Raw genomic sequence first — 14,277 nt, 5'->3', positions numbered from 1 at the left:
ATGAACGCCGTCAACGCTCGACTCCGCCACGAAGCCCCCGCGCCGCAAAGCGCCGACCAGACCGAACTGCACCCGGAGCTGAACCGCGCCCACGTGCGCTTCATCGGCCTGGGCAAGACCTACAACGGCGCCCAGGGTCCGGTGGCCGCCCTGCAAGGCATCGACCTGGCGATCCAACGCGGCGAAGTGTTCGGGATCATCGGCCGCAGCGGCGCCGGCAAATCCTCACTGATCCGCACCATCAACCGGCTCGAACGACCCACCAGCGGCCGGGTGTTGATCGATCGGGTGGACATTGGCGAATTCGATGAAGACCACCTGGTGGAACTGCGTCGACGCATCGGCATGATCTTCCAGCACTTCAACCTGATGTCGGCCAAGACCGTGTGGCAGAACGTTGAATTGCCGCTGAAGGTCGCCGGCGTGCCCAAGGCGCAGCGCCATCGCAAAGTCCGCGAGCTGCTGGAACTGGTGGGCCTGCAAGGCAAGCACCTGGCCTATCCGGCACAACTTTCCGGTGGGCAGAAGCAGCGGGTCGGGATTGCCCGGGCGCTGGTGCATGACCCGCAGATCCTACTGTGCGACGAGGCCACTTCGGCCCTGGACCCAGAGACCACCCAATCGATCCTCGGCCTGCTGCGCGAAATCAACCAGCGGCTGGGCCTGACCATCGTCTTGATCACCCACGAGATGGCGGTGATTCGCGAAATCTGCGACCGGGTGGTGGTGCTCGAGCAAGGACGAATCGTCGAGCAGGGCCCGGTCTGGGAAGTCTTCGGCAACCCGCGACACGAGGTCAGCCGGACGCTGCTGGCGCCGTTGCAACACGCCATCCCGGAGGAACTGCAAAGCCGCTTGCAGGTGCAGCCGGCGTCGGCTGACGCGGCGACGGTGCTGCGCCTGCAATTCACCGGCGCTGGTCATGATGAAGTAGACCTTGCCGCCTTGTTCAATGCCCTCGGTGGGCGGGTGCGCTTGCTGCACGGCGGCATCGAACGGATTCAGGGCCACGGGCTGGGGCAGTTGCTGCTGGCCGTGAGCGGTTCGTCGTGGGGTGCCGAAGAGCTGCGCCAACGGGCGGGCAATTGGGCGCAACGGGTGGAGGTACTGGGTTATGTGGTTTGATCGGTTGTTGCAGGGTTTCATAGACACGTTCCTGATGGTCGGCGTGTCGTCGTTGATCGCATTGATGGCGGGCATACCGCTGGCGGTGATCCTGGTCACCAGCGGCAAGGGCGGGATCTATGAAGCGCCAGTCTTGAACAGGGCCCTGGGCGCGTTCGTGAACCTGTTCCGCTCGATACCGTTCCTGATCCTGATGGTGGCGCTGATTCCGTTTACCCGGCTGATCGTCGGCACCACCTATGGCGTGTGGGCTGCGGTCGTACCGCTGACCATCGCCGCCACGCCGTTCTTCGCCCGCATCGCCGAAGTCAGCCTGCGGGAAGTCGACCATGGCCTGATCGAAGCGGCCCAGGCCATGGGTTGCAGGCGCTGGCACATTGTCTGGCATGTGCTGCTGCCCGAAGCCCTGCCGGGCATCGTCGGTGGTTTTACCATTACGCTGGTGACCATGATCAACTCCTCGGCCATGGCCGGAGCGATCGGCGCCGGCGGCCTGGGCGACATTGCCTACCGTTATGGCTACCAGCGTTTCGACAGCCAGATCATGCTCACGGTGATCGTGTTGCTGGTGGCGTTGGTGGCGGTGATCCAGTTGGGTGGTGACCGCCTGGCACGGGGCTTGAACAAACGCTGACCTGTGGGAGCAGTTGACCTGTGGGGGCAATCCAACCTGTGGGAGCAAAGCTTGCTCGCGATAGCAGTACTCCATCCAACATGGATGCCAGCTGGACGACCGCAATCGCGAGCAAGCTTTGCTCCCACAGGCAGGTCAGCGGGCTTGCGGTATAGTCGGCTGACACTCCTCACCCAAGCCCGCGATCATGAAACACACCACCGAAGACCTGCACGCCATCACCGCCACGACCCTGGGCCATTACAATGCCGTGGCGGAAAGTTTCCGCGAAGGCACCCGCGATCACGATGTCAGCCAGAACATCGACGCCTTGCTGCGCCATATCCAGGGCCAGGCACCACTGCACATCCTGGATCTGGGCTGCGGCCCGGGGCGCGACCTGCGCACATTCACTGCCTTGGGCCATGTCGCGGTCGGCCTCGACGGCTCAGAAGAATTCGCCCGGATGGCGCGCCAGGACAGCGGCTGCGAGGTGTGGCAACAAGACTTCCTGGAGCTCGACCTGCCGGCTGAACGCTTTGACGGAATTTTCGCCAACGCGGTGCTGTTTCATGTCCCCGTCCAGGAACTGCCGCGAGTGCTCAAGCAATTGCACGCCACGCTCAAGCCCGGCGGCGTGCTGTTCAGTTCCAACCCCCGGGGCGAAAACCAGGAAGGCTGGAACGGGCAGCGCTTCGGCGCCTACCACGACCTCGCGGCCTGGCAAGCGCTGCTTGGCGAAGCGGGCTTCGTGGAGCTGGAGCACTACTACCGACCGGCGGGACTGCCACGGGAGCAGCAGCCTTGGCTGGCGAGTGTGTGGCGTAGACCTGCTTAGGATTTGAGACCGCCATCGCGAGCAAGCTCGCTCCCACACTCGATCAGGTGTGAACTCATGATCTGTGAACACCGCAGCTCCAGTGTGGGAGCGAGCTTGCTCGCGATAGCGATCCAACAGTCAATGAAGCTTGATGGCTTGGTCTCATCGCTTGGACGCTTCACTCCTGCTTTTTCAACCACTTCTGCGACAACTGCTCCAGCCTCCCATCATCCTTGATCCGCGCCAGGGCATTATCCAGGCTGGCCTTGAACGCCGGGTTGCCCTTCTGGAACGGAATTACCAGGCTCGGCGGCGGGCCGCTCTTTTCTTCCGGCTGGAACGACTGCGCCATGACCAACGGACGCTGCGGCTCTTCCTTGCTCGCCAGCAGTTGCGCATCCGGACGGCTATAAGCCGCACTGAGGTCGAAACGTTCCGCCAGTTCCGGGGTCATTGCTATGTGATTGATGGCGACGTCGTATTTGCCGCTTTCCACACCGGGCAGCAGATCCGCGGCATCGGTGACGACGAAGTCGGGGCGTACATCGAGCTCGGCCGCGAGCATTTCACCCAGCTCCACTTCGAAACCGGTGAGTTTGCCGTCTTCCTTGAAGTTGAAGGGCGCGGTGTTGGCCTCGAGAGCAATGCGCAGCTCGCCACGGTCATTGATGTCGTCGATCAGTTCGGCATGAGCCAGGGGGCTCAAAAGGGGTAGCAGGCAGATCAGGCCAGGCAGGAAACGCATGGTCACTCCTAGTATTTATACAAGCGACGCTCGTTTCAGGCTCGCTTTGCTATGGTTGTTGCAGGCTTCGACAACGATTGGCCATGAAGTTGTGATGGCCAGGCGGATTTCATGGAAAAACTGGAGAAAAAAATGAAAAGCTTTATGTCTCGTGCCGCGTTGGCCGGTCTGTTGTTGGGCGCTTCGATGCTGGCAAGCGCCGCGACGCCGGCGCCCAAAGATGCCGAAGTGTTCATCGTTTCCCCGGAAGACGGCGCCACGGTCGCCCAGGAATTCAAGGTCAAGTTCGGCGTCAAGAACATCGCCCTGGCCCCGGCGGGCGATGTGACCAAGAATACCGGCCACCATCATTTGCTGATCGATGTCGACGACGTACCCGCCGAAGGCGCGCCGATTCCGACCGACGCCCACCACATGCACTTCGGCAAGGCACAGACCGAGGCCACCATCAAACTGGCCCCGGGCAAGCACACCTTGCAATTGATCTTGGGTGACAGCGGCCACATGCCGTTCGACCCGTCGATCGTGTCCAAGAAAATCACTGTCAATGTGAAGTAAGACTGGGAAAGTGCAGCCCCCCCTGTGGGAGCGAGCTTGCTCGCGATAGCGGTGGTTCAGTCGATAGCTCTTTTTCCTGACACACCGCCATCGCGAGCAAGCTCGCTCCCACAGGGTTTCCAGGTTGTATCAGAAAAAAAAAGGAGCCCTTTAGGGCTCCCGTTTTTCATTGCAAGCCAGAGCTGCTTAAAACAACACGCGGCATCGAATCGTGCCATTGATGTGCTGCAGCTTCTCTTGCGCCAGGTCCGAGTATTCGGCGTCGACGTCGATCACGACGTAGCCGACTTTCTCGTTGGTCTGCAGGAACTGACCGGAAATGTTGATGCCGTTTTCGGCGAAGACCTTGTTGATCTCGCTCATCACGCCCGGGATGTTCTCGTGGATGTGCAGCAGGCGGTGCTTGCCAGGGTGGGCAGGCAGGGCCACTTCCGGGAAGTTCACCGACGATACCGAGGTACCGTTGTCGCTGTACTTGACCAGCTTTTCTGCCACTTCCAGGCCGATGTTGGCTTGGGCTTCAGCGGTGGAACCGCCGATGTGCGGGGTCAGGATCACATTGTCCAGGCCACGCAGCGGGCTCTCGAAGATGTCGTCGTTGGAGCGTGGCTCCACCGGGAACACGTCGATGGCGGCGCCGATCAGGTGCTTGTCCTTGATCGCGTCGGCCAGGGCGTCGAGCTTGACCACGGTGCCGCGCGCGGCGTTGATCAGGATCCCGCCTTTCTTGATAGCGCGGATTTCCTTCTCGCCGATCATCCACTGGGTGGCAGCGGTTTCCGGCACATGCAGGGTCACGATGTCGGACATGCCCAACAACTCGTGCAAGTCGTTGACCTGGGTAGCGTTGCCCAGGGGCAGCTTGGTCACGGTGTCATAGAAGAACACCTGCATGCCAAGGCCTTCAGCCAGTACCGACAATTGCGTGCCGATCGAGCCGTAGCCGACGATACCCAGCTTCTTGCCGCGGATTTCGAAGGAGTTGGCCGCGCTCTTGATCCAGCCGCCACGGTGGCAGGAAGCGTTCTTCTCGGGGATGCCGCGCAGCAGCAGGATCGCTTCGGCCAGCACCAGCTCGGCAACGGAACGGGTGTTGGAGTACGGCGCGTTGAACACCGCGATACCGCGCTCGCGCGCCGCGTTGAGGTCAACCTGGTTGGTGCCGATGCAGAAGCAGCCAACCGCGACCAGTTTCTTGGCGTGGTCGAAGATCTCTTCGGTCAGTTGAGTACGGGAGCGAATGCCGATGAAGTGAGCATCGGCGATCTTTTCCTTGAGCTGGGCTTCCGGCAGAGAACTGGTGATGTACTCGATGCTGGTGTAGCCCGCCGACTTGAGGACGTCGACAGCCGATTGGTGGACGCCTTCGAGAAGAAGGAACTTGATCTTGCTCTTATCGAGAGAAGTCTTGCTCATCTGCGTAAACCTGTGTCCCGGAGAAAAATGGCAGGGAATCGGACAGCGCATGCTGGCCCGACCGGCGTGACAGCCGTCGCCGCAGAACAGCCGTTGGGCACTACGCTGCGGGGTCGGTATGCTAGCATACGCCCCCCGCAAACACTCATTCCTGCGACGTGAAGCGTTCTCAGGATGACCATGAATTGTTCGAGAGTTCTGTCGATGACCCATCCTGCCTTGATAGATGAGCTGAAGACCCTGGTTGAGCCTGGCAAGGTCTTGACCGATGCCGACTCCCTGAACGCTTACGGCAAGGATTGGACCAAGCATTTCGCCCCGGCGCCTTCGGCCATCGTCTTTCCCAAGACCACCGAACAGGTCCAGGCCATCGTGCGCTGGGCCAATGCGCACAAAGTCGCGCTGGTGCCGTCGGGCGGGCGCACCGGGTTGTCCGCCGCCGCCGTGGCTGCCAACGGTGAAGTGGTGGTGTCATTCGACTACATGAACCAGATTCTCGACGTGAACCTCACCGACCGCACTGCCGTGTGCCAGCCGGGGGTGGTCACCGAGCAACTGCAGAACAAGGCTGAAGAACATGGGCTGTACTACCCGGTTGACTTCGCTTCGGCAGGTTCCAGCCAGATTGGCGGCAATATCGGCACCAATGCCGGCGGAATCAAGGTCATTCGCTACGGCATGACCCGCAACTGGGTGGCAGGCATGAAGGTCGTCACCGGCAAGGGCGACCTGCTGGAGCTGAACAAGGACCTGATCAAGAACGCCACCGGCTACGACTTGCGGCAGCTGTTCATTGGCGCCGAGGGCACCCTGGGCTTCGTGGTCGAGGCCACCATGCGTCTGGACCGTGCGCCGAAGAACCTCACCGCCATGGTGCTCGGCACCTCGGACTTCGACTCCATCATGCCGGTGCTGCATGCCTTCCAGGGCAAGCTGGACCTGACCGCCTTCGAATTTTTCTCCGACAAGGCCTTGGCCAAGGTCCTCGGTCGTGGCGACGTACCGGCGCCATTCGAAACCGAGTGCCCGTTCTACGCGCTGCTGGAATTCGAAGCCACCACCGAAGAGGTCGCCAACCAGGCCCTGGAAACCTTCGAGCATTGCGTGGAGCAGGGATGGGTGCTGGACGGTGTGATGAGCCAGAGCGAAACCCAACTGCAAAACCTGTGGAAATTGCGCGAGTACATCTCCGAAACCATTTCCCACTGGACGCCGTACAAGAACGACATTTCGGTGACCGTCTCCAAAGTCCCAGCCTTCTTGCAGGAAATCGACGGGATCGTTGGCGAACATTACCCGGACTTCGAAATCGTCTGGTTCGGCCACATCGGCGACGGCAACCTGCACTTGAACATCCTCAAGCCAGAAAACCTGAGCAAGGATGAATTCTTCGCCAAGTGCGCGACCGTGAACAAATGGGTCTTTGAAACCGTCGAGAAGTACAACGGCTCGATTTCCGCCGAACACGGCGTGGGCATGACCAAGCGCGACTACCTGACTTATAGTCGTTCGCCAGTGGAGATCGAATACATGAAAGCCGTGAAAGCCGTATTCGACCCGAACGGCATCATGAACCCGGGCAAGATTTTCGCGGTTAACGCCTAAAAAACACCTGATGAACCCCAGAGCAGGAGTCGGTAAATGAGCTATCAGCACCAGTATGTCGACGGTACACGTATTCATTTCCCGTTAGGGAAAGTGGTGTGCATTGGCCGCAACTACGCCGAACATGCCAAGGAACTGGATAACCCGGTGCCCACCGAACCCTTGTTGTTCATCAAGCCGGGCAGCTGCGTGGTGCCGCTGGAAGGCGGTTTCAGCATTCCCGCCGACCGTGGCTCGGTGCACTACGAGGCGGAAATCGCCGTGTTGATCGGCAAGCCGCTGTCCACCAAGCCCAGCGTTGAAGAGGTGCTGGACGCGATCTCCGGCTTCGCCCCGGCCCTGGACCTGACCCTGCGGGACAAACAGGCCGAGCTCAAGGCCAAGGGCCTGCCGTGGGAAGTCGCCAAGTCCTTCGACGGCGCGGCAGTGATCGCGCCATTTGTCTCGAAGGATACGTTTGCCGACCTGACCGACATTCCCGTGCGCCTGACCATCAACGGTGAAGTGCGCCAGGACGGCAACAGCAGCCTGATGCTCAACCCCATCGTGCCGATGATCCAATACATGGCCGGTTGTTTCTCGCTGCAGGCCGGCGACGTGATCCTCACCGGCACCCCGGCGGGCGTGGGGCCGCTGAATGCGGGCGATGAACTGATCCTGGAACTGCCAGGGGCGAGCCGCTTCGAAAGTAGCGTTCGCTAACAGCTACACCTATGCCCCTTGTGGGAGCGAGCTTGCTCGCGATAGCGATCTATCCAACACATCAATGTTGGCTGACACGCCGCTATCGCGAGCAAGCTCGCTCCCACAGGGTATAGAGGGTGCGTATCCGATCATTTACCGTTTTTTTCACATGCCATCCGGATAATTCCGAGGAATGCGGCATCTGAGCCAGCCACTCCCTTAGCCGAACTTTCTGGAACGCATTCCCCGATGGCCAAAACCCAAACACTGCCTGCCGCCAAGCCTGCCCGTCGCTCTCGCTTCGCCCTGCCCTGGTATGCCTGGTCGCTGCTGGCGGTGGCTGCAGCCTATGGCTTGGCGTTTGCGATGCATTGGGACGACCGCGGCCTGCTGTGGCTGTCGGAACACCTCCAGAGCCCGGCCCAGCGTCAGGAAAGCATCTGGTTGCCAGACTATCGCGCCGTGATCGACGCCAAGCCGCTACCGGGCATGGAGAAGGACGAAGCGTCCGATGTGACCTATAACTCGCAGACCAAGACCCTGTTCGCAGTCATGGGCAAGAACCCATTCCTGGTGGAACTGACCCTGCAAGGCGATGTATTGCGCAAGATGCCATTGGTGGGCTGGGGCAATCCGGAAGGCGTGGCGTTTATGGAAAACGGTCTGCTGGCCATTACCGATGAACGAAAGCACCTGTTGTCGATCGTTCAGGTCGATGCCGACACCCGCGCGCTGAACATCAATGATTTTCCTCGCTATGACCTGGGCACGTCGAAGAATCAGAACAAGGGATTCGAAGCCATCGTCTGGGACCCGAAAAATCAGCAACTGGTCCTCGGCGAAGAGCGCCCACCTGCGCTGTTCACCTGGAAAAGTGACGGTAGCCAGTTGCTCAAGGGCGATAAGCAGATCCATGTCAGCAACGAACTGGACCTGCGCAACCTTTCAGCATTGGCCGTAGACCCCCGCACCGGTCACATGCTGGTGCTGTCAGCCGACTCCCATCTATTGCTGGAGCTGGACGAAGAAGGCGAGCAGGTCAGCTTCATGACCTTGCTGGGCGGCTTCAACGGCCTGAAAGACACGATTCCTCGTGCCGAAGGTGTCACCATCGATGAGGCCGGTAACCTGTACATGGTCAGCGAGCCGAACCTGTTCTATCGTTTCGAAAAACAGCGCTGACAACTAACTCTGTAGGATAAGTCCTCCTTCGTTGTAGGGTGTGGCACGCAGCCATTAAGTTTCAGTTCAGGCAGCCGTGGTATTTCCACCCAACTGTTCTTATCCGAGCCCACCCCAACATGCGTCGACTCGCCCACCCCAAACCCTTGATCCTGATACTGCTGACGCTGGTGCTGATCAGCCTGATCGTCGTCGGCCAGCACCTGCGCCTGTTCGAACGCGCCTGGTTCAACCTGAATACGCTCTGGAAAAATGCCAGCGAACAGGCCATTGCCCTGGATCAATACCGGGTCACCGTCGAGGCGCGGGTGATCGAAGGCCTGGACGATGACGTTTCCGCGCTGACGTTCGATCCGGTCCGCAAGAGCCTTTTCACTGTCACCAATAAAAACGCCGAGCTGATCGAGCTGTCGCTGGATGGCAAGATTCTGCGGCGCATCGCCCTGATCGGCTTTGGCGACCCGGAGGCGGTGGAGTTCATCAGCGAAGACACCTACGTCATCACTGACGAGCGCCAGCAACGGCTGATCAAGATTCACTTGGAAGACAACACCCAATTCCTCGACGCCGCCGACGCCGAGCAGATCACCCTCGGCGTGCACATGAGGAGCAACAAGGGGTTCGAAGGATTGGCCTACGATTCGGTGGGCAAGCGCCTGTTCGTGGCAAAGGAACGCGACCCGATGCTGATCTATGAAGTGCATGGGTTTCCCCATCACAATCCGGAAAAATCCTACGCGGTCCATGTGATCAACAACCCCAAGCGCGATGCCGGGCTGTTCGTACGCGACCTTTCAAGCCTGCAATACGATGAACGCAGCGGCCATTTGCTGGCGCTGTCCGATGAGTCGCGGTTGATTATCGAGTTGGATATCGACGGCCGGCCGTTGAGCACGCTCTCATTGAGCAAGGGCCGCCAGGGGCTGCAACAAACCGTACCCCAGGCCGAAGGCCTGGCCATGGACGACGATGGCAACCTGTACCTGGTGAGCGAGCCGAACCTGTTTTATGTGTTCAAGAAGCCGCAGCCTTGACGCACCACAAACCAAATGTGGGAAACCTGATGTGGGAGCGAGCTTGCTCGCGATGGCAGTGGGTCAGCCAACATTGATGTGTCGGATAGACCGTTATCGCGAGCAAGCTCGCTCCCACAGGGGTCGGTGTTGAGTCAACCCGGGGTTATTCAGCCCGCAGGGTCTTCACCCCATCAGCAGTCCCCAGCAACAGCACATCCGCCGGGCGAGCAGCGAACAGACCGTTGGTGACCACGCCGACGATGGCGTTGATCTGGCTTTCCAGTTCCACCGGGTTAGTGATCTGCAGGTTGTGCACATCCAGGATGATGTTGCCGTTATCGGTCAGCACGCCTTCGCGATACACCGGGTCGCCGCCCAGTTTCACCAGTTGGCGGGCCACATGGCTACGGGCCATGGGGATAACTTCCACCGGCAATGGGAACCCGCCGAGTACCGGCACCAGTTTGCTGGCGTCGGCGATGCAGATGAAGGTCTTGGCCACCGCCGCGACGATCTTCTCGCGGGTCAGGGCCGCGCCGCCGCCCTTGATCAGGTTCAGGTGCGCGTCGCTTTCATCGGCACCGTCGATGTAGAACTCCAAGTCGCTGACGGTATTGAGCTCGTACACCGGGATCCCGTGGCCCTTGAGGCGCGCAGCGGTCGCTTCGGAGCTGGCGACTGCACCATCGAACGCACCCTTGTGTTGCGCCAGCGCGTCGATGAAGCAATTGGCCGTGGAGCCGGTGCCGACCCCGACGACGCTCTTGTCATCCAGTTTCGGGAGGATGAGGTCGACGGCGGCCTGGGCCACGGCCTGTTTGAGTTGATCCTGGGTCATGCGGGCTCCGAAGGTGCCGAGAGAGAACGAAAGGCCGGCATTATAGGCGCCGAAAGGGCCCTGGTCATTGCCTGATTGGCACCGAGCCCGTGTGGCGAGGGAGCTTGCTCCCGCTCGGCTGCGAAGCAGTCGTGATTGATGTCTACCGCATATCGAAGGGGGCCGCTGCGCGACCCAGCGGGAGCAAACTCCCTCGCCACGGGGGTTTCTGCGCTCAAAGTGCCTTAATCGTGTGGTCGCCCGGCCAAAAGCCGGGTTAGACTCCTTGGCCCTGCCCAACCCGCTCAGTGATGCTTTCCGATGCTTGAACAGTACGTCAAAAAGATCCTCACCTCGCGCGTTTACGACGTTGCCGTAGAAACCCCGCTGCAGGCCGCTCGCCAGCTCTCCGAGCGGCTGGGCAACAGCATCTTGCTCAAGCGTGAAGACTTGCAGCCGGTGTTCTCGTTCAAGATTCGCGGGGCCTACAACAAGCTGACCCAGCTCAGCGACGAAGAACGCGCACGCGGCGTGGTCACGGCTTCGGCGGGCAACCACGCCCAGGGCCTGGCCCTGGCGGCCAAGGTGCTGGGGGTCAAGGCCACCATCGTGATGCCCAAGACCACGCCGGAAATCAAGGTCGAAGGCGTGCGCTCCCGTGGCGGCAAAGTGGTCTTGCACGGTGACTCGTTCCCCGAAGCCCTGGCCTATTCGCTGAAACTGGTCGACGAAAAGGGCTACGTCTACATCCACCCGTATGACGATCCCCACACCATTGCCGGGCAGGGCACCGTGGCGATGGAAATCCTGCGCCAGCATCCTGGGCGCCTGGATGCGATCTTCGTCCCGGTGGGCGGTGGCGGGCTGATCGCCGGGATCGCGGCCTACGTGAAATACCTGCGCCCGGACATCAAGATCATCGGCGTCGAGCCGGACGACTCCAACTGCCTGCAAGCGGCCATGGCCGCGGGCGAGCGCGTGGTGCTGCCGACCGTGGGGCTGTTCGCCGACGGCGTTGCCGTGGCACAGATCGGCCAGCACACCTTTGATATCTGCAAGCACCACGTGGACGAAGTCATCACCGTCAGCACCGACGAGATCTGCGCCGCTATCAAGGATATCTACGACGATACTCGCTCGATCACCGAACCTGCCGGCGCACTGGGCGTGGCCGGGATCAAGAAATACGTCGAGTCACGGCACGTCAGCGGCCAGACCCTGGTGGCGATCGACTCCGGCGCCAACGTCAACTTCGACCGCTTGCGCCATGTCGCCGAGCGCGCCGAGCTGGGCGAGGGCCGCGAAGCGATCATCGCCGTGACCATCCCCGAGAAGCCGGGCAGCTTCAAGGCGTTCTGCGAAGCCGTTGGCAAGCGCCAGATCACCGAATTCAACTATCGCTACAACACCGGCAGCGAAGCGCACATCTTCGTCGGCGTGCAGACCCACCCGGAAAACGACCCGCGCAGCGCGCTGATCGCCAGCCTGACCGAACAAGGCTTCCCGGTGCTGGACCTGACCGACAACGAACTGGCCAAGTTGCACATTCGCCACATGGTCGGCGGGCATGCGGCCCATGTCATTGACGAAGTGGTGCTGCGCTTCGAATTCCCGGAACGTCCAGGGGCGCTGTTCAACTTCTTGAACAAGCTGGGTGGGCGCTGGAACATCTCGATGTTCCACTACCGCAACCATGGCGCGGCGGATGGCCGTGTGGTCGCGGGGCTCCAAGTACCCCACGATGAACGCCACCTGGTCCCGGCCGCCCTGGAAGAAATCGGCTACCCGTACTGGGATGAAAGCGATAACCCGGCCTATCAGTTGTTCCTGGGTTGATAAAGCCGGGCTAGGCTGTGAGCAAGACTTAAGGAAATCGAACCCATGGAAACATTGACCGCGCTGAAGATCGCCCACGGCATCGCCACTGTATTACTGCTGGCGGGTGCCCTGGGGCTGGCCATCTGGGTCTGGCGCACGCGCCGCAACGGCGACGCCACGGCGGCTGCGCGCACGCTGCAACGTCCGCGACTGTTCATCTGGCTGGTCATGATCCTGGCGCTGGCTAGCCTGCCATTCACCGGCTGGTGGATGGTTCATCAAATCGGCTGGCCACTGGGACAGACCTGGCTGCTGGCTTCCAGCGTGCTCTACACCTTGGCGGCGCTGGCGGGGTTCTGGCTGCTGGTGCGGCTGAATAGATTGCGCAAGACGCCGGGAGGCAATGGGAAGTTTACCTTTGTCCTGGCACTGTTCAGTGTTGTCTGCTTTGTGGCCATTGCGGGGTTGATGGGGGCCAAGCCAGTTTAAGGCTTTGGACCGCGTCGCTTTTATCGCGAGCAAGCTCGCTCCCACACTGGATTTGGGTTGTTCCCCCTGTGGGAGCGAGCTTGCTCGCGATAGCTATATCAGCCGCGCAACGAAATCACCGGCCAACCCCGCTTCTCGGCCTCGGCCCGAAGACTCGGATCCGGATCCACCGCCACCGGATGCGTCACCGCTTCCAGCAACGGCAAATCGTTCATCGAATCGCTATAAAAGTAGCTATCGTCGAGCGAGTACCCGGTTTCTTCCAGCCAACGGTTCAACCGGGTCACCTTGCCCTCGCGGAAACACGGGATGTCGGTGCTGCGTCCGCTGTAGCGCCCGTCGACCATCTCGCACTCGGTGGCAATCAGGGTTTCAACCCCCAGGCGCTCGGCAATTGGCGCGGTAACGAAGCGGTTGGTGGCGGTGATGATGACCAGCTTGTCGCCGGCGTCACGGTGCTTTTTCAGCAGTTCGATGGCCTGGGGCAACACGATCGGCTCGATGCAGTCGCGCATGTAGTCCAAGTGCCACTGGGCCAGGATGTGCATTTCGGTACGTCCGAGGATTTCCAGGCAAAAGTTCAGGTACTCGGCATTGTCGAGCTTGCCGGCCAGGTAATCCTGGTAGAACGCGTCGTTGCGTGCCTTATAGGTGACAGCGTCCAGAAAACCGCGCTCGCACAGGTAATCGCCCCACGCGTGGTCGCTGTCGCCGCCCAGCAATGTGTTGTCCAAGTCGAATAAAGCCAGCCGCATCGCAGTTACTCGCTGAAAAATCTAAAGAAAGGCGTCCAGAATACGGACTTTTCACAAGAGTGCACATAAGCTAGGGACGCTCGTTGCTGCTTTCACAACCTTTGTGGAACAATGCGGCGACATGCGTTTGCGAGGTTGTTGCCGTGATCGATCCCGATGGTTTCCGTCCCAATGTGGGGATCATTCTTACGAATGATGCTGGGCAGGTGCTATGGGCACGCCGTATCAATCAAGACGCCTGGCAGTTTCCCCAGGGTGGGATCAACCCCCAGGAGACGCCGGAAGAGGCCTTGTACCGCGAGCTGAATGAAGAAGTGGGGCTTGAGCGCGAAGATGTCGAAATACTCGCCTGCACCCGAGGCTGGTTGCGCTATCGTTTGCCGCAACGCCTGGTCAGGACGCACAGCCAACCGCTGTGCATCGGCCAGAAGCAGAAATGGTTTCTCCTGCGCCTGATCTCCAACGAGCAGCGGGTGCGGATGGATTTGACCGGTAAACCGGAGTTCGATGGCTGGCGCTGGGTCAGCTATTGGTATCCGTTGGGCCAGGTGGTGACATTCAAGCGCGAGGTGTACCGACGCGCCCTCAAAGAGCTTGCCCCGCGCCTGCTGACGCGCGACTGACGACGGAGTTC

The 14,277-nt window shown here is 60.6% G+C and carries 15 protein-coding genes; 11 read left to right on the top strand and 4 right to left on the bottom strand.

Going from position 1 to position 14,277, the window contains the following annotated elements:
• From J3P85_RS00890 to J3P85_RS00880, 3 genes are all read left to right on the top strand, one after another.
• On the top strand, positions 1 to 1,125 hold the full coding sequence (locus tag J3P85_RS00890; protein ID WP_434704578.1) for a methionine ABC transporter ATP-binding protein: 1,125 nt from the start codon (positions 1 to 3) through the stop codon (positions 1,123 to 1,125).
• Positions 1,115 to 1,759 carry a methionine ABC transporter permease gene (locus J3P85_RS00885; RefSeq protein WP_434704576.1) on the top strand — a complete coding sequence of 215 codons (645 nt, stop codon included), beginning with the start codon at positions 1,115 to 1,117 and terminating at the stop codon, positions 1,757 to 1,759. The genes J3P85_RS00890 and J3P85_RS00885 overlap by 11 nt, the downstream gene beginning before the upstream one ends.
• Positions 1,760 to 1,946: 187 nt before the next feature.
• Positions 1,947 to 2,576, top strand: coding sequence for a class I SAM-dependent methyltransferase (locus J3P85_RS00880; RefSeq protein WP_434704575.1), 630 nt, complete (start codon positions 1,947 to 1,949; stop codon positions 2,574 to 2,576).
• 160 nt (positions 2,577 to 2,736) lie between these two features.
• On the opposite strand, the gene J3P85_RS00875 is transcribed toward J3P85_RS00880, so the two are convergent.
• A complete protein-coding gene (locus J3P85_RS00875; protein WP_411386184.1) occupies positions 2,737 to 3,303 on the bottom strand; it encodes a transporter substrate-binding domain-containing protein in 567 nt (188 codons plus the stop codon).
• 132 nt (positions 3,304 to 3,435) lie between these two features.
• Here J3P85_RS00875 and J3P85_RS00870 point away from each other — a divergent pair, with 132 nt between their 5' ends.
• A complete protein-coding gene (locus tag J3P85_RS00870) occupies positions 3,436 to 3,861 on the top strand; it encodes a DUF4399 domain-containing protein (RefSeq protein WP_434704574.1) in 426 nt (141 codons plus the stop codon).
• Positions 3,862 to 4,047: 186 nt separating this feature from the next.
• Here the strand turns inward: J3P85_RS00870 and serA are convergent, their stop codons facing one another.
• Positions 4,048 to 5,277 (bottom strand): phosphoglycerate dehydrogenase, encoded by a 1,230-nt coding sequence (serA, locus tag J3P85_RS00865; RefSeq protein WP_053117264.1) that lies wholly within the window; start codon positions 5,275 to 5,277, stop codon positions 4,048 to 4,050.
• Between the two features lie 204 nt (positions 5,278 to 5,481).
• On the opposite strand from serA, the gene J3P85_RS00860 reads away from it, so the two are divergent.
• The 4 genes from J3P85_RS00860 (at position 5,482) to J3P85_RS00845 (ending at position 9,782) form a co-directional block, all read left to right on the top strand.
• On the top strand, positions 5,482 to 6,882 hold the full coding sequence (locus tag J3P85_RS00860) for an FAD-binding oxidoreductase (protein WP_434704573.1): 1,401 nt from the start codon (positions 5,482 to 5,484) through the stop codon (positions 6,880 to 6,882).
• 36 nt (positions 6,883 to 6,918) lie between these two features.
• The gene (locus tag J3P85_RS00855) at positions 6,919 to 7,584 is read left to right on the top strand and encodes a fumarylacetoacetate hydrolase family protein (RefSeq protein ID WP_434704572.1); all 666 of its coding nucleotides are present in this window, start codon (positions 6,919 to 6,921) and stop codon (positions 7,582 to 7,584) included.
• 231 nt (positions 7,585 to 7,815) lie between these two features.
• Positions 7,816 to 8,748 carry an SdiA-regulated domain-containing protein gene (locus tag J3P85_RS00850; RefSeq protein WP_434704571.1) on the top strand — a complete coding sequence of 311 codons (933 nt, stop codon included), beginning with the start codon at positions 7,816 to 7,818 and terminating at the stop codon, positions 8,746 to 8,748.
• Between the two features lie 119 nt (positions 8,749 to 8,867).
• Positions 8,868 to 9,782 carry an SdiA-regulated domain-containing protein gene (locus tag J3P85_RS00845; RefSeq protein WP_434704570.1) on the top strand — a complete coding sequence of 305 codons (915 nt, stop codon included), beginning with the start codon at positions 8,868 to 8,870 and terminating at the stop codon, positions 9,780 to 9,782.
• Between the two features lie 145 nt (positions 9,783 to 9,927).
• On the opposite strand, the gene rpiA is transcribed toward J3P85_RS00845, so the two are convergent.
• On the bottom strand, positions 9,928 to 10,602 hold the full coding sequence (gene rpiA / locus J3P85_RS00840; RefSeq protein ID WP_434704569.1) for a ribose-5-phosphate isomerase RpiA: 675 nt from the start codon (positions 10,600 to 10,602) through the stop codon (positions 9,928 to 9,930).
• Positions 10,603 to 10,902: 300 nt separating this feature from the next.
• Here rpiA and ilvA point away from each other — a divergent pair, with 300 nt between their 5' ends.
• Positions 10,903 to 12,417 (top strand): threonine ammonia-lyase, biosynthetic, encoded by a 1,515-nt coding sequence (ilvA, locus tag J3P85_RS00835; RefSeq protein WP_434704568.1) that lies wholly within the window; start codon positions 10,903 to 10,905, stop codon positions 12,415 to 12,417.
• A 45-nt stretch (positions 12,418 to 12,462) separates the two neighbouring features.
• Complete coding sequence (locus J3P85_RS00830; protein WP_434704567.1) at positions 12,463 to 12,888, top strand: DUF2269 family protein; 426 nt, start codon at positions 12,463 to 12,465, stop codon at positions 12,886 to 12,888.
• 98 nt (positions 12,889 to 12,986) lie between these two features.
• Here J3P85_RS00830 and J3P85_RS00825 read toward each other — a convergent pair whose 3' ends face one another.
• Positions 12,987 to 13,643 (bottom strand): HAD family hydrolase, encoded by a 657-nt coding sequence (locus tag J3P85_RS00825; protein WP_434704566.1) that lies wholly within the window; start codon positions 13,641 to 13,643, stop codon positions 12,987 to 12,989.
• A 143-nt stretch (positions 13,644 to 13,786) separates the two neighbouring features.
• Here J3P85_RS00825 and J3P85_RS00820 point away from each other — a divergent pair, with 143 nt between their 5' ends.
• On the top strand, positions 13,787 to 14,266 hold the full coding sequence (locus J3P85_RS00820; protein WP_003186867.1) for an RNA pyrophosphohydrolase: 480 nt from the start codon (positions 13,787 to 13,789) through the stop codon (positions 14,264 to 14,266).
• Positions 14,267 to 14,277: the final 11 nt, after the last annotated feature.

Origin of the sequence: Pseudomonas sp. Z1-12, from assembly GCF_051132015.1 — a bacterium.
In the GTDB taxonomy this organism is placed as follows: domain Bacteria; phylum Pseudomonadota; class Gammaproteobacteria; order Pseudomonadales; family Pseudomonadaceae; genus Aquipseudomonas; species Aquipseudomonas zanjanensis.
This window is presented reverse-complemented; position numbering and strand designations above follow the sequence as displayed.

Excerpts from the sequence above, each read along its gene's own strand:
- J3P85_RS00890 (WP_434704578.1), top strand. The coding sequence starts at position 1 with ATGAACGCCGTCAACGCTCGACTCCGCCACGAAGCCCCCGCGCCGCAA.
- J3P85_RS00885 (WP_434704576.1), top strand. The coding sequence starts at position 1,115 with ATGTGGTTTGATCGGTTGTTGCAGGGTTTCATAGACACGTTCCTGATG.
- J3P85_RS00880 (WP_434704575.1), top strand. The coding sequence starts at position 1,947 with ATGAAACACACCACCGAAGACCTGCACGCCATCACCGCCACGACCCTG.
- J3P85_RS00875 (WP_411386184.1), bottom strand. The coding sequence starts at position 3,303 with ATGCGTTTCCTGCCTGGCCTGATCTGCCTGCTACCCCTTTTGAGCCCC.
- J3P85_RS00870 (WP_434704574.1), top strand. The coding sequence starts at position 3,436 with ATGAAAAGCTTTATGTCTCGTGCCGCGTTGGCCGGTCTGTTGTTGGGC.
- serA (WP_053117264.1), bottom strand. The coding sequence starts at position 5,277 with ATGAGCAAGACTTCTCTCGATAAGAGCAAGATCAAGTTCCTTCTTCTC.
- J3P85_RS00860 (WP_434704573.1), top strand. The coding sequence starts at position 5,482 with ATGACCCATCCTGCCTTGATAGATGAGCTGAAGACCCTGGTTGAGCCT.
- J3P85_RS00855 (WP_434704572.1), top strand. The coding sequence starts at position 6,919 with ATGAGCTATCAGCACCAGTATGTCGACGGTACACGTATTCATTTCCCG.
- J3P85_RS00850 (WP_434704571.1), top strand. The coding sequence starts at position 7,816 with ATGGCCAAAACCCAAACACTGCCTGCCGCCAAGCCTGCCCGTCGCTCT.
- J3P85_RS00845 (WP_434704570.1), top strand. The coding sequence starts at position 8,868 with ATGCGTCGACTCGCCCACCCCAAACCCTTGATCCTGATACTGCTGACG.
- rpiA (WP_434704569.1), bottom strand. The coding sequence starts at position 10,602 with ATGACCCAGGATCAACTCAAACAGGCCGTGGCCCAGGCCGCCGTCGAC.
- ilvA (WP_434704568.1), top strand. The coding sequence starts at position 10,903 with ATGCTTGAACAGTACGTCAAAAAGATCCTCACCTCGCGCGTTTACGAC.
- J3P85_RS00830 (WP_434704567.1), top strand. The coding sequence starts at position 12,463 with ATGGAAACATTGACCGCGCTGAAGATCGCCCACGGCATCGCCACTGTA.
- J3P85_RS00825 (WP_434704566.1), bottom strand. The coding sequence starts at position 13,643 with ATGCGGCTGGCTTTATTCGACTTGGACAACACATTGCTGGGCGGCGAC.